The 13,758-nt window shown below is 67.5% G+C and carries 12 protein-coding genes and 1 pseudogene; 9 read left to right on the forward strand and 4 right to left on the reverse strand.

The window, feature by feature from the left end:
- Positions 1-148 precede the first annotated feature (148 nt).
- Complete coding sequence (locus tag ACH438_RS02155; protein WP_397000735.1) at positions 149-886, reverse strand: lytic transglycosylase domain-containing protein; 738 nt, start codon at positions 884-886, stop codon at positions 149-151.
- 238 nt (positions 887-1,124) lie between these two features.
- On the opposite strand from ACH438_RS02155, the gene ACH438_RS02160 reads away from it, so the two are divergent.
- The 6 genes and pseudogenes from ACH438_RS02160 (at position 1,125) to ACH438_RS02185 (ending at position 8,519) form a co-directional block, all read left to right on the forward strand.
- Positions 1,125-2,207: a TauD/TfdA family dioxygenase gene (locus ACH438_RS02160; protein WP_397000185.1), complete on the forward strand. Its 1,083-nt coding sequence runs from the start codon at positions 1,125-1,127 to the stop codon at positions 2,205-2,207.
- Positions 2,204-3,193, forward strand: coding sequence for an ornithine cyclodeaminase family protein (locus ACH438_RS02165; protein ID WP_397000187.1), 990 nt, complete (start codon positions 2,204-2,206; stop codon positions 3,191-3,193). Before ACH438_RS02160 ends, ACH438_RS02165 begins: the two co-directional genes overlap by 4 nt.
- A gap of 46 nt (positions 3,194-3,239) precedes the next feature.
- Positions 3,240-4,619 carry an alanine racemase gene (locus ACH438_RS02170; protein WP_397000189.1) on the forward strand — a complete coding sequence of 460 codons (1,380 nt, stop codon included), beginning with the start codon at positions 3,240-3,242 and terminating at the stop codon, positions 4,617-4,619.
- A 67-nt stretch (positions 4,620-4,686) separates the two neighbouring features.
- Positions 4,687-5,727 (forward strand): annotated as a pseudogene (locus tag ACH438_RS02175) (PLP-dependent cysteine synthase family protein); the annotation flags it as partial.
- 284 nt (positions 5,728-6,011) lie between these two features.
- On the forward strand, positions 6,012-7,409 hold the full coding sequence (locus tag ACH438_RS02180; protein WP_397000191.1) for an MATE family efflux transporter: 1,398 nt from the start codon (positions 6,012-6,014) through the stop codon (positions 7,407-7,409).
- 153 nt (positions 7,410-7,562) lie between these two features.
- Entirely contained in the window at positions 7,563-8,519 is a 957-nt protein-coding gene (locus ACH438_RS02185; RefSeq protein ID WP_397000193.1) for a phosphodiesterase, read from the forward strand.
- Positions 8,520-8,522: 3 nt separating this feature from the next.
- Here ACH438_RS02185 and ACH438_RS02190 read toward each other — a convergent pair whose 3' ends face one another.
- Complete coding sequence (locus tag ACH438_RS02190) at positions 8,523-9,920, reverse strand: stealth family protein (protein WP_397000195.1); 1,398 nt, start codon at positions 9,918-9,920, stop codon at positions 8,523-8,525.
- A gap of 578 nt (positions 9,921-10,498) precedes the next feature.
- Between ACH438_RS02190 and ACH438_RS02195 the strand changes: the two genes are divergently transcribed.
- The 3 genes from ACH438_RS02195 (at position 10,499) to ACH438_RS02205 (ending at position 11,935) form a co-directional block, all read left to right on the forward strand.
- Positions 10,499-10,981: a hypothetical protein gene (locus ACH438_RS02195; RefSeq protein ID WP_397000197.1), complete on the forward strand. Its 483-nt coding sequence runs from the start codon at positions 10,499-10,501 to the stop codon at positions 10,979-10,981.
- A gap of 85 nt (positions 10,982-11,066) precedes the next feature.
- Positions 11,067-11,642, forward strand: a complete 576-nt coding sequence (locus ACH438_RS02200; RefSeq protein WP_397000199.1) for a TerD family protein — start codon at positions 11,067-11,069, stop codon at positions 11,640-11,642.
- Positions 11,639-11,935, forward strand: coding sequence for an MTH1187 family thiamine-binding protein (locus ACH438_RS02205; protein ID WP_397000201.1), 297 nt, complete (start codon positions 11,639-11,641; stop codon positions 11,933-11,935). The genes ACH438_RS02200 and ACH438_RS02205 overlap by 4 nt, the downstream gene beginning before the upstream one ends.
- Positions 11,936-11,971: 36 nt before the next feature.
- Here the strand turns inward: ACH438_RS02205 and ACH438_RS02210 are convergent, their stop codons facing one another.
- Both ACH438_RS02210 and ACH438_RS02215 read right to left on the reverse strand, forming a co-directional pair.
- Complete coding sequence (locus tag ACH438_RS02210) at positions 11,972-12,691, reverse strand: sensor domain-containing protein (protein ID WP_397000203.1); 720 nt, start codon at positions 12,689-12,691, stop codon at positions 11,972-11,974.
- Positions 12,692-12,759: 68 nt separating this feature from the next.
- Positions 12,760-13,731 (reverse strand): hypothetical protein, encoded by a 972-nt coding sequence (locus ACH438_RS02215; RefSeq protein WP_397000205.1) that lies wholly within the window; start codon positions 13,729-13,731, stop codon positions 12,760-12,762.
- Positions 13,732-13,758: the final 27 nt, after the last annotated feature.

Consider the following 13,758-nt stretch of genomic DNA (forward strand, 5'->3'; position numbering starts at 1 on the left):
TCCGGGCGTGTCCGCAGCCCTGCAAGCTCGGTCTTCCCTCCTCCGCTCCTCCGCTTCGCTCCCCCGCTCCGTCAGTCCAGACCGAGCCGGGCCGCGGACTTGAACGTTGTGTACAGGCAAAAGGATCGGCCAGATCCGGCGGGTTGTGTCAGGCGCGCCGCCCAACGCTGTAAGCGGCCGCTCGGTAGCGCACCGTGTTCATATATTCTTGCGACTGGTTGTAGGTGAGCAGCGCCTTCTGCCAGCCGGGGGCACCGGTCAGGTCGCCGCCCATCGCGCAGAGATAGCGCGCCGCAGTCAAAGCCGCGTCGTCGATATTGTCCGGATCGATGACGCCGTCGCCGTTCGCGTCCACGCCCCAGCGCTTCCAGGTCTCGGGAATGAACTGGAACGGGCCCATGGCCCGGACGTAGACCGTATTGCCGGGTGTGGACGCATCGGTGTCGACGATCTTCGCGCGCCCCGGCGAACCGTCCAGTGCCAGACCACGAATGGGCGGCGTGACCTCACCGTCGTCGTTCAGATGCGAGCCGCCGTGCGAACCGTGATGGCTCTCGACGCTCGCGATGCCCGCCAAAGTCGTCCAGCGGATACCGCATTCGGGTTTGCTCTGCGCCATGACCGCGGCCGCGTACCCGTAGGCCTCCAGCGCAGTGACCGGAATGCCCGTCGAGTCGGATTGCGTCTCCGCCCACGGTTTCAATTGCAGCGCCGCGCGTCCCGGCGCGTCGACATTGATCGGCGGCAGCGGCGCACCCGCGGGCGGCGGCATATCGTCGGGGACCGGGGTGAGATGCATTGTGCCGCAACCCGTCAGCAGTAATAGAGCAGCCGCCGCGCCCAAGAGGCCGGCGCGAGTCTTGGCGCCGCGTGGGCCGGCCGTCATGGAACGCACCACTTCATCATCCAGATAGATCGTCCCGGCATCCACCAGGTGAACGCCGAACGGCGCGAGTCGCACCGGGGGCCGGGCTCGAGCTAATCTCCGGTCTTGCTTCCGATACCTATTAGCTATCAACCGGACACGCCATTAGGTAAGCCTTGCCAAACGTCTGCGGACGAACTAGTTTCGCTCAGCGAGTCTGAAATCCCCACGTCACCTCCGAGCCCGGGAAGGCACTCCCTTGGCGAAAAGCGTTCTCTTCGAACGTAAGACGCTTCACCCTTCGGAACTCGAACGACGCACCCTCCCCGACGACGCCGCGTACGCGGTGCGCGCCCTCGCCGATGAGATCACGGTCATAGTCGGTGCGAGCGCCGCGACCGCGGCCACGCTGACGGATCCGGCCCTGCTGCACCACATCGACGTGCGCGCCGCCGAACTGCCCGCCGCGGTCCGCGAGGCGCTGCGACCGCCCGCTACCAGCGCGGGCGTCACCGTCGTCGGCCGGTTACCGCTGAGCGACACGGAACTCGGCCGCACACCGCGGGATTGGCGCATCGCCGCCGCGCAGGCCGGGGACCCGGCGCACGACTCCAGCTCGTTCGCGCTCGACCTCACCATGCTGCTGCTGGCCCGCTGCGCCGGCGAACCGTTCGGCTGGGAGGGGCAACAGGGCGGACGCCTGGTCAACAACATCCTGCCCACCCCCGGACACGAGCACGAACAGTCCGGCGCGAGCAGCACCACGCTGCTCTGCCCGCACACCGAGGACGCCTTCCACCCGCGGCGCGCCAACCTGCTCATGCTCGGCTGCCTGCGCAATCCCGACCGGGTCGGCACCACCGTCTCCTCGGTGCGGCGGGTGGAACTCGATGCGGCGCAACGTGATCGGCTCGGCCGGGCCGAACTGCCCATCCTGCCCGACGTCTCCTACGGCAGCGACTTCCCGGACGCCGCGGCGCCGCCCGTCGCCACCCTCGGCGACGACGAAGGACGACTCACCCTGCGCTTCGACCCCGCGTACACCCCGCTGGACGACGCCGATCACGAATTCCGCGCCGCCTACGACCATTTGAGCGCGGAACTCGAAAGGGTGTGCATCACCGCCGCTTTGACCCCGGGAGAACTCCTGCTGGTGGACAATGATGTTGTGGTGCACGGGCGGGTGCCGTTCACCCCCCGCTACGACGGCACCGACCGCTGGCTCAAACGGGTCAACATCCGATTGCCACACCGTCGCCGCGCCGCGGCCGAGGCGGCCGAGAACGGGTACGGCCAGCGTGTGGTGGCGCCCTTCCGCACGACCCGAGGTAGTCAACCGTGAATGCCCGACCCACTCCGCTGCGCGTACTCAGCCGCAGCGACCTCGCCGACGTACCCATCGGACCGGCCGAGGTGATCCGCGCCGTCGAAGAGGCGTATCTCGCCCTGGCGGCCGGGGATTCGGATAACCCGCGCAAACTCAGCGTCGCCCATCCGGACGGCTGGTCGGTCGCCTACGCCATGCTCGGGCGCGACGGCCACCGCCGGGTGGTCGCCATGAAGACGTCCTACAAGTTCGACCCGCACCACGACCGCAGCACCAAGCGCTACTACACGACCATCACGCTCTACGACGACGCCACCGGCATGCCCGTCGCCATGATGGACTGCGCGCGCGTCGGCGCCCTGCGCACGCCCGCGGTCTCGGCGCTGCTGGTGCGCGAGACCGCCCGCCCCGGCGCGCGCAGCGTGCTGCTGATCGGCACCGGCACCCAGGGCCGCAATGCCCTCCCGCACCTGCTCGCCGCCAACCCGCAACTCGAGCGGCTCATGCTCTACGGCACCCATCCCGAGGGCCTGGACGCGGTCAATCGCGAACTGCTGCACCATCATCCGCGCGCGGAACTGGAGATCGTCGACGACCCCGTGGCCGCCGCCCGCACCGCCGACGTCATCCTCGCCACCGCCGGCCCCGGCACCAAGGTCGCCATCGAAGCCGAAGACCTGCAACCCGGCGCCACCGTCGTCCTCGTCGGCTACGGCCTGGCCCCCTCCACCCTGACCGCCGCCGACCGCGTCATCGCCACCAGCGCCGAGCAGATGTCCCTCACCGGCACCGATATGGCCGGCCCCGACGGCCGATTACGCCGGGTCGACGCCGAACTACCCCAGATCCTCAGCCGCCGCGCCGTCGGCCGCCTCGGCGAGGACGAACGCATCTTCGTCTACAACAGCGGCCTCGTCCTCACCGACATCGCCGTCGCCCACGCCCTCGCCACCCGCGCGATCGAACAAGGCCGCGGCACCGAAGTGCCCCTCTGGGATTGACCCGCGCCGAATCGCCCGACGAAAGGAGACCGTCCTGACAGCAATCGTGAGAGCGCTCCCCGCGCCGCGGCCCGATCGCGCGGCGATCACCGCCCGCCCGATGCCGGCCTACCGCGACCCGTGGGAGGAACGCCTGCTGGCGGACCCCTGGGCACTGTCCGCCATCGCCGCGAAGGTCGGCGGCCCCTTCCATCTCCTCAATCCCGACCGGGTCCGGTCCAACATCCGCGCCTTTCGGGACGTCTTCGCGAAGCACCGCCTCGACGGCGCCATCTACTACGGGAAGAAGGCCAACAAGGCCCGCTGCGTGGTGCACGCCTGCGCGGAAACCGGTGCCGGCGTGGACGTCTCCAGCGCCGGTGAACTCGGCGCGGCGCTCGCGGGCGGCGTGCGCGGCGTGGATCTGGTGGTCACCGGCCCCGCCAAATCCACGGAGCTCTTGCGCCTGGCGGCAGCGCACAATGCGCTGATCGCCATCGACGATCCGGAAGAGCTCGAACGCCTGCGCGCCACAACACTTTCCGCCCGCATCCTGCTGCGCGTCCTGCCACCCGGCTCGACCAGCCGCTTCGGCATGACCGACACCGAACTGCGCGACGCACTCACCCACCTCACCGGCACCCGGATCCGGCTGGAGGGCTACAGCTTCCACCTCACCGGCTACGAGATCGCCGACCGCGCCGAACTCGCCACCGCGCTGATCGGCCGGGTACTCGAAGCCCGCCGCCTCGGCCACCCCGCCGAGATCATCTCCATCGGCGGCGGATTCGGCGTCAACTACGTCCCCGAGCAGGCCTGGCGCACCTTCCTGGAGGAGGTCAATCCCCTCTGGTTCCACGGCGACCGCGCCTTCGACGCCTCGACCTTCTACCCCTACCACTTCAGCACCCCCGGCCCCGCCATGCTGGCCGCCGTCCTGCAGCACGGCGGCCTCGGTAAAAGGTTGCGCGACCACCACATTCGCCTCGCGATCGAGCCCGGCCGCGCCCTCCTGGACCGCGCCGGCAGCACCGTCTTCACCGTCCAGGGCGTCAAAACCCGCGACGTGGACGGCACCGCCTACGACATAGTCACCGTCAACGGCAGCAGCCTGAGCCTCTCCGAGCAATGGTTCGCCACCGAATACCTGCCGGACCCCGTCCTCTGGACCCGCCGACCCCCTGCCGACAACGACGAACTCACCCCCACCTGCGTCGGCGGCACCACCTGCCTCGACGACGACATGCTCAGCTGGCGCCGCATCCCACTCCCCCGCCCCGCCAAGATCGGCGACCTGCTGATCTATCCGAATACCGCCGGGTACCAGATGGACAGCAACGAGAGCCGCTTCCACGAATTACCCATTCCCCCGAAGATCATCTTGCGGGAAGCGGAAAATGGACGACAATTCCTCTGGGAGCTCGACTCCGACGCGTCCCGAATCTGACAGAATCCGATGGGCTCGACCGCACCCTTCCACATCCATGCTCCAAATCCTCGAGGAGAATCCTTAGATGCCGGTTATTGCCAGGCGCGTGTCGGAGTTGATCGGACAGACCCCGCTGTTCGAGCTCGCCGTCAGCCCCGAAACCGGGTCGAGGTTATTTCTGAAACTCGAGACGATGAACCCGACCGGCGCGGCCAAGATTCGGATGGCGCGGGCGATGGTGTTGGATGCGGAACGGCGCAAGCTGCTCGAACCGGGCGGGCACATTATCGAATCGACCTCCGGCAATACCGGACTCGGGCTCGCCGTGGTCGCACGGGAACGGGGATATCGGTTCACCGCGGTGGTCGATCACCATGCGTGCCAGGCCAAGTTGAATGGCATGCGGGCCATGGGGGCCGAGCTGGTTTTCGTGGACGAGGATGGGGACGAGGGGTTGTCGACCTCGGCTCGGGAGGAGTTGGCCGAGCGGATGGCGCGGGATGCGGGGGCTTATTTTCCGGCGCAGCATGACAATCTCGCCAATGGGGTGGGGTATTACTCGCTGGCGGAGGAGTTGCTGGCGGATCTCGGCAAAATAGACATTCTGGCGGGGGCGGTGGGGACCGGGGGGTCGTTGTTCGGGACGGCGCGGGGATTGCGGGAGCTGGGGTGCGAGCCGCGGCTGGTGGGGGTGGAGCCGGAGGGGTCCATCGCGTTCGGTGGTCCGGCGCATGATTATTGGCAGTCGGGGACGGGGACGCCGGAGGGGGCGGTGCCGGGGGTGCATGTCGATCAGGATCTGCGCCTCATCGATCAGGAGGATCGGATCAAGGTCTCCGATGTGGATGCCTTCGCCACCGCTCGGACGCTCGCGGGCGAGATCGGGCTCATGATCGGCGGGTCTTCGGGTAGTTCCGTGTATGCGGCGCTCACCCGGATCAACGAGTATCCGGATTACTCCACCATCGTCGTGATCATCAACGACGACGGGGAGAAGTACCTGGACACCGTGTTCGACGAGGAATGGATGAGCGATCGGGATCTGATCGACAAGGGCAAGCAGTGGGAGGTCGCGCAACTGCTCGGTGCGCTGCGGCCGCCGCAGCGGCCCGACCCGCGGGAGATCGGCGTGCTGCGGCACCTGCACTACGCGCTGCCGGACACGTTCGCCATCGAGAACGGGCTGACCGGCGCGACCCTGCACGACTACGCCGATGGGCAAGTGCCACAGGCCAAATTGATCCACCTGCTGCATCTGGTGGACATGCCGATCCACGAGATCGGCGAGGCGCTGGCCGACGAATCCGGCGACGGGGTGCGGCAGGCGCTGGAGACGCATCGCAAGCGACTCGCGGATCAGGCGAGCAGGGTGGAGCAGGCCATCGCGCAGTTGGAGGGGGCTGCCGCCAAATGATCGGTGCGCTCCGGCAATCCGATGGGCGGCAACTGACCGCGCTTGCCACGCCTATCGCTTTGACGCAGTTGGCTCAGGTTGCGGTGTCCACCACCAATATCGCGCTGATGGGGACGCTCGGGGTGCGGCAGGTCGCGGCGGGCGGGCTGGCGCTGGTGCTGTTCAACCAGATTCGGACCATGTGCGTCGGATTGATCACGGGCACCGGCAATCAGGTCGCGACCGTGGTGAGCCGGGCGGAGAAGCAGGGCAACCGGGTCGACCGCGAGGTGCGGGAGGTGGTGCGGTCGAGCTTCCTGATCGCCACCCTCGCCGGATTACTCGGCGGCGCACTGCTCATCGGGCTGGGCTGGTCGCTGCACTGGCTCGGCCAGGACGCCGCCGTACTGGCCGAGGCGCGGCCCATGATGGTCGCGCTCGCGCCGGGACTGCTGCCCTGCCTGTGGTTCCAGGTGCTGCGGCAGTACACCGTCGGCATGCAGCGGCCGCAGGCGCTGCTGTTCGTCACGGTCGGGTCGGTGGCGCTGAATCTGGCTCTCGCACTGGCGTTCATGCACGGCTGGGCCGGCCTGCCGGACCTGGGACTCACCGGGATCGGCGTCGCCACCTCACTGGTCTTCCTGATCACCTTCGGGGTGTTCTGGACCATGGTGCGGCGGGACGCCAAACTCGGTGCGACACTGCCGCTCCGGATGTGGCCGGTGCAGCTGGGCACCGTCACGGCGGAATTGAAACTCGGCACCCCCATCGCGCTCACCTACGGGTCCGAGGCCGGCATGTTCTCGGTGCTGGCGCTGGTCATGGGCAGCATCGGCGCGGCCGCGCTGGCCGCGCACAATATCGTCTACCAGCTCGTCTACATCGTGTTCCAGGTCGCCATCGGGCTCTCGCACGGCGCCTCGATCCTGGTGAGCAAGGCGGTGGCGCGCGACGAGTTCGCGCACGCGCGGTCGGTCGCGTGGCTGGCGCTGCGCAGCGTGGCCCTGGTCGCGGCCGTCACCGGCATCGCCTACGTGCTCGCCCCGGACTGGGTGCTGCGGCCGTTCCTGGTGGACTCCGACAGCGCCACCGTGGACCTCGCGCACGGGCTGCTGCTCATCGCCATCGTGCTGCAGTTCTTCGACGCGGCACAGAACGTAGGGGTCGGTCTGCTGCGCGGGCTGAAGGACACCAAGGCCGGTTTCCGGCTGTCACTCGTCGGCTACTGGGGTGTGGGATTGCCCACTGCTTTGCTGCTCGCCTTCCCCGCGCGGCTCGGCGCGGCGGGCGTCTGGTGGGGGCTGACGGCCGGTCTGGCCACCACCGCTGTCCTGATGCTGCGTCGTTACTTCACCCTGCTGCATGCACGTGAGCAGGAACATCCCCGAGTGCTGGCCGGTAGCCTCGGCCATTAGGCCGACACGCAATACTCACCTTCCCGCAAGCATGTCGTCACTGGGCGTGGGCAACCTGAAAGAAACGGGCTTCGCTATTCTGGCGACGGAATCGGCAAGACCGTTGGCTACCAGTAGCAGCAAGGGCGCACTACACACGCCGGGGAGAGATCCGTGCACATCACGCGAGTCGCCGAGTACCCACGAGCAGACCATGTGCTGTTCCATTTCAGCGACACCCACCTGATCGCCGCCGAGGCCGAACTGTACGGCGATGTCGATGCCGTCCAGCGGCTCCGCGAGCTGCTCGGGCAGGCAGAGGACAGCAATATCAGCCCGACCGCCATCGTCTTCACCGGCGACCTCACCGACAAGGGTGAGCCGGGCGCGTATCGCAAGCTACGCGAACTGGTGGAGCCCTGGGCCGCCCGCATCGGGGCGCCCGTGGTCTGGGTGGCGGGCAATCACGACGACCGCTCGGTCCTACGCCAGGAACTACTCGGCGAGAACGGTTCCGGCGCACCGCTCGACTCGGTGCACATGATCGACGGGCTACGCATCGTCTCGCTCGACACCACCGTGCCGGGACACCACTGGGGCGAGATCACCGACGCCCAATTGGACTGGCTGCGTGAGGTTCTCGCCGAACCGGCGCCCTTCGGCACCGTGCTCGGCATGCACCACCCGCCCATTCCCTGCGTGCAGGACCTGGCGGTCACGGTCGAACTACGCGATCAGCGCCGGCTCGCCGATGTGCTGGACGGCTCCGACGTCCGCGCCATTCTGGCCGGGCACCTGCACTTCTCGACCAGTGCGAGCTTCGCCGGGATCCCGGTGTCGGTTGCTTCCGCCACCTGCTACAGCCAGGATCTGGCGGTCCGCAACGGCGGCCAGCGCGGCCGGGACGGGGCGCAATCGTTCAATTACGTGCACATCTACCCCGACACTGTCGTGCACTCGGTGGTGCCGCTGGGGCACGGCCGGACCGTGGGTGAACCCGCCACTCCGGAAGAGGCCGCGAAACGGCTGGCGGACGCCGGAATCGTCATACCGCCCGCCGCCCGCATCCCGCACGTCCTTCGCCGTCGCACCTCCACTCCCGAGGAGGCCGACGGCGAAGCCGTCTACTAGGGGTCAGGCCGCGCCGGATTCGAAGGCGGCCACGGTATCCGGCTTCTCCCAGGGGGCGGGTTCGGGGAAATAGGTTTCCAGGAATTCCGAAACCGCCCGTACCCGTTCGGCTTCCGGCACCTCCGGGAAACTGCCGTCGTTGAGGCAGAAGAAATCCACATTGCGGCGCTTGGCAAGTCCGTCCAGCAAGGCCAGGCCGGTGTACATGGTGGTGTCCACGTACCGCATCTTCGCGCACTCCTGCGGCACGGCGCGGCCGGTGAGCAGGGCGTAGTAGTGGTACAGCGAATTCGTCACCGAGATATCGGTGGCGGCGCGGAAACGGCTCGCCCGGGTGCGGGCGAAATCCTCGGCGAAGACCTGTTCCATTTCCAGCAGCACACTGCGCCGCAAGGGAACCGGCGTATGTTCCAGATGCCGGGTGATGACATGACCGAACCGCTCGGCCAGCAACTGCCGATTCCTCCGCGCGGCATTCTCGAATCCGCTGCGCCGTTCATTGTTCGCGCCCGGCCCCACCCGCGTGCCCGCCTCGATATAGCGGCTGATCCCGGCCGGCGTGAAGAACATGGACGGCCGCACCGGACGCGCGAAGAACATATCGTCGTTGGAGTACAGGAAATGCTCCGACAACCCGTCGATGTGCTGCAATTGGCATTCCACCGCATGGGAATTGAATACCGGCAGCCCGCTGGTGTCCGAGAAATGGTCCACCGCACGCACAATGGTGACCTTCGGATCCTCGGACAGCCAGTCCGGCACCCGGGAATCGGTGGCGATGAAGATGCGGCGCAGCCAGGGCGCGTTCTTGTGCGCCGAGCGCAACGCGTACCGCAGTTCGTCGATCTGCCGGATGCGGGCGTCCGCGTCATCGCCCTCGCCGACCACCACCTGCGCGAGCATTCCCGCACGGCGGGCCCGGAATTCGGGATCGGCGCCGTCCACCCAGGAGTAGACCAGGTCGATGTCGAAGCCGACATCGGTGGGATGCCGGGTGAACATGCCGGCCAGGGTGGGCCAGCTGGCGTCGTACAGCAGCACCGTGGTGAACTCGACATCGTCGAGGTCGAAGACGGTGCGGGTCAAGGCATTCGGGCGCGGGCACTCCACGGTGTCACCGTGGTACTTCCACAGTTCGATCTCCACGTGATGCGCCGGATCCCAATCGCGGCCGAGGCGGAACACATTGTGCTGCTTCTCATTGCAGGAGAACCCTGCCACCATGGCCGCGCCCAGCACCCGCCGCACCGCGGCCGCGTGCATGCTGTCCACCGCCAGCACCAGCCGATGGTCGCCGTCCCGCACCAGCAGGTAGGGCACCTCCGCCAGCGTCAATTCCCCCCGCAGGTAGCGCAGATCGTCGATAACCGCCGCCGACACCACCAGATTCACACTCACCATCACCGTTCTCCGCTCTGTTCGCGCTCTTCACCTCACGTCTGACCTTCGCGGTGACACGAACTCACGCCGGCCCACGCAGCGGGACCGGCGGCAGCCGTGAAAACCGTTGCGCGCATTCAGCGGAACGGTGCGGAGAGAGCGGGGCGAGATGCGGGAAGACCGGTGACCATCGCCATCGGCCGGGTCGGATACGGCCGGAAACCCATTCGCACTCACCTCACTCGTTCACATGGCGCCCACTGCGCCAGGGTTTGATACTGCTTGCGTTCGCCCGCACCGGCGGCGGTGGACGATCTATGGGCCTACTCCACCCCGGGCCCCCGGACGGTCATCGGCCGGTTACTCGCATGACCTCGATCAGTCGAGGGACTGTAACGAATGATGCAACTGTAACCGCTTCTCGTCAATCCATTACCCCGCAGGTCCGCCGGTGTTTTCACACTCGTAACCGACAAAGCGGACGCCGCTCGCGATCCGGGTACCCACCGTGGAGGCCAGCGAGCCACGGCGGCAACGGCATACACTTCATGGCAACACAGTCCAGCCCGCTGTGTGAGACCCGATGGTGAGGTGTGCAGATGGTAGCCGAAGCGCGGGAACGTCAGGAGCCCTCTACGGTGTCCGATCACCCCGAACTGGATGCCCTCCCCGAATGGCCGCTCGACACGATCGCGGTCCTCGTCACCACCGACCCGGCCCCGCACGCCATCCCCGTGTCCTGGCCGGTACGCGCCGGCGATCGCCGAATCCTGCTGAGCCTCAAGTCCGATCGCGGTTCGCTGGCCCGGCTACGGGAGCGGCCGGAGGTGGCGCTGCTGATCCTCGGCGGCGGCAATGTGGCGCTGGCCGCCCGCGGCACGGCGGCCGTACTCGCCGATCCCATGCCGGGCGCCGACGATTACGCCGCGGTGGCCATCGACGTCGAGGCGATCGACGATCATCGGCAGTCGGCGTTCGCGGTGACCACCGGCATCCAGCGTTCCGTCCTCGACGACAGTGAACTGCGGTACCTCGAGAAGCGCGTCGCCACACTGAAAGCCATGGCGGCCGAACGCAACTGAGGACTCTCCCGGACCCGTGCCGCTTTCGACCATAATCGGAAGCGGAACCGGCGCCGACGCGCGCCGTCGGGAAGGGAGTTCACCCATGTCTGTCAGCCTGGCCAAGGGCGGCAATGTCTCGCTATCCAAGCAAGCCCCGAACCTGACCAAGGTCGCCGTCGGGCTCGGCTGGGATGTGCGCACCACCACGGGCGCCGACTACGACCTGGATGCCAGCGCGCTGGCCTGCGGCGCCGACCAGCGGGTGCTGTCCGATCAGCACTTCATCTTCTACAACAACCTGCGCTCCCCCGAGGGCACCATCGAGCACACCGGCGACAACCTCACCGGCGCGGGCGAGGGCGACGACGAGGTGATCAATGTCGACCTCGCCAACACCCCGCCGACCATCACCAATATCTTCTTCCCGGTCTCCATCCACGAGGCCGACCTGCGCCGGCAATCCTTCGGCCAGATCCGCAATGCCTACATCCGCGTCCTCGACGCCGTCACCAGCAGCGAACTCGCCCGCTTCGACCTCACCGAGGACGCCTCCACCGAAACCGCCATGGTCTTCGGCGAGCTCTACCGCCACGGCCCCGAATGGAAGTTCCGCGCCATCGGCCAGGGCTATGCCTCCGGGCTCGCCGGCATCGCCCGCGACTACGGTGTGAACGTATGATCATCGCCTTCTCGGTCTCCCCCCTCGGCACCGGCGCGGACGTGGGCCGCGCGGTCGCCGAAGCAGTACGCGTGGTCCGGGCCAGCGGCCTCCCCAACGAAACCAGCGCCATGTTCACGACGATCGAAGGCGAATGGGACGAGGTGATGGCCGTGGTCAAACAGGCCACCGACGCCATCCTCGCCGTGGCGCCGCGCTGCAGCCTCGTCTTGAAGGCCGATATCCGCCCGGGCGTGACCGACGCGATCACCGCCAAGGTGGCGACCGTCGAACGCTACCTCGCCGAAAACTGAGTCGTCCCAGCCGAACTCGAACGACCGCGACAGCCGTCAGGATTGCTGCTGGATCTTGGCGGCTATGCGGTCGGCGATGACGGCGGCGGTGCGGGCATCGGAGTTGGCGCAACTGGAGACTTCGATGACCACATTGCCCTCGGTGCGCATGGTGTCGGAGCAGACCCAGGTATCGCCGGTGGCGCCGGTGGTCCAATCGACCGAATCGGCGGACGGATCACTGTTGTGGGCCACCTGCGTGATGTGCAGGGTGCTCGGGTTGCCGTCCTTCGGATCCTTCGGCGTGTTCAGGATGTCCTTGTTCTGGCACTGCGCGAGGATGTCGCGATACTTGGCCACCAGATCCTCGGCCACCAGGAAGTTCGCGAACGTGGTGACCGTCTGGAAGATGGCGTGGTCGTAGTTGTCGCCGGGCTCGCGATAGGAGCGCAGACGGTAACCGTTCCACTGGTCGCCGTAGGTGTCCGAATCACCGGTGTAGACCATCGGGCCGCAGGTGGGCTGGTCGTAGGTGAAGTTCGGCGTCGTCGGCGAGGTGTTCTCGAACTTCTGCGTCAGGGTGCTCGAGGAGACCAGCGGATTCATCTCGGCCGTGGTCAGCAGCACGTTCGGGATCTGATCGGGCGTCATCCGCGGGATCTTCGCGACCACCGGATCGGGGGCGGCCGTACCGCTCACCACCTGGCTGCACCCCGCGGCCGCGAACGGAACCAGCACCATCAAACCCAGACAACCGGCAAAACTGCGCCCCCGCATTGGCCCTCCTACGAACCCGAAACCACACTGAGCATAGCCGGGTAAGGGGACGAACCGCCCGGGCTCGGTCAGGAGATCCGCTCGCGCATCCATTCCGGTATCTCGTCACCGGCCCGCGGATACGCGGCCAGTTCGCGGCGGCATTCATCGGCGTCGGGCACCGGGAGCCAATCCGGAATCTCCTTGAACGACAGCTTGAACTGGGCCTCGTCGACATCGGCCTTGAGCGCGATCTGGCCGCTCAGCCAGGTGCCCGTCATCTGGTCGTAGCAGACTTCCTTGAGGCGGTTCAGCAGCGTGAGCACCTCCTCGTCGGGCTTGATGTCATCGGTGTCGTCACCGTCGAGCTGCACCTGGATGCCCGCATGACCCTCATCGCCGACCAGCGAGAACCACAGCACCGAGAACTGCCAGCCGACCGGCAGCATATCGGTGAACGCACTCACCAGGGCGCTCTCCACCATGTCGCGATCCGCGGACCGCGGCGGCGCGGGCGGGAACTGCGGCTCGTTGCCGGCCTCGGTCACCAGCAACCCCGCATGGTGGCGGCGCATGGCCTCCAGCACTTCGTCGAGCGGCACCGGCAGCCGCTCCGGGACGATCAGCAACGAGCGGGGCGCCGCCCGTTTCGCCGCCGCGTCACCCAGGGCGACGACCCGCGCGCGGAAGTCGTCCGGATCGCGCATGACCACTTCGGCGATCCGCTCCTCGCGGCCGCCGCTGCGCAGCCGGCCCACCCGCAAGCGCAGCTTCTCGACCTCGTTCCAGGCCACGTGCGGATAGCCGTGATAGGTGAATCCGTGCTCGTTGAGCACCAGCGTCGGCTCGGGCCGGACGATCTCTCGTGCCATGGCACAAACGCCGAATCCGAAGAGCAGCATGGTGAATCCGGCCATCGCCCGCCAGGGCGGCGTCTCGCCGTTGTCGAAGACCACCACCGCGGGCAGCGCCGTCATGAGCAGACAGAAGGCTAGAGCGCCGATCGTTCCCGACTTCGAGGGGTAGTACTCGGTCACCTGCTCACGGCCCTCATCATGCACACGTCAGACGCTAGCCGATTCCGGCCC

The sequence above is a fragment of the Nocardia sp. NPDC020380 genome, from assembly GCF_044386975.1.
Classification (GTDB): Bacteria; Actinomycetota; Actinomycetes; order Mycobacteriales; family Mycobacteriaceae; genus Nocardia.

What these genes read in the sequence shown, in the direction of transcription:
- ACH438_RS02200 (WP_397000199.1), top strand. Translation starts at nt 11,067, where the DNA reads ATGTCTGTCAGCCTGGCCAAGGGCGGCAATGTCTCGCTATCCAAGCAA.
- ACH438_RS02180 (WP_397000191.1), top strand. Translation starts at nt 6,012, where the DNA reads ATGATCGGTGCGCTCCGGCAATCCGATGGGCGGCAACTGACCGCGCTT.
- ACH438_RS02190 (WP_397000195.1), bottom strand. Translation starts at nt 9,920, where the DNA reads ATGGTGAGTGTGAATCTGGTGGTGTCGGCGGCGGTTATCGACGATCTG.
- ACH438_RS02205 (WP_397000201.1), top strand. Translation starts at nt 11,639, where the DNA reads ATGATCATCGCCTTCTCGGTCTCCCCCCTCGGCACCGGCGCGGACGTG.
- ACH438_RS02195 (WP_397000197.1), top strand. Translation starts at nt 10,499, where the DNA reads ATGGTAGCCGAAGCGCGGGAACGTCAGGAGCCCTCTACGGTGTCCGAT.
- ACH438_RS02210 (WP_397000203.1), bottom strand. Translation starts at nt 12,691, where the DNA reads ATGCGGGGGCGCAGTTTTGCCGGTTGTCTGGGTTTGATGGTGCTGGTT.
- ACH438_RS02155 (WP_397000735.1), bottom strand. Translation starts at nt 886, where the DNA reads ATGACGGCCGGCCCACGCGGCGCCAAGACTCGCGCCGGCCTCTTGGGC.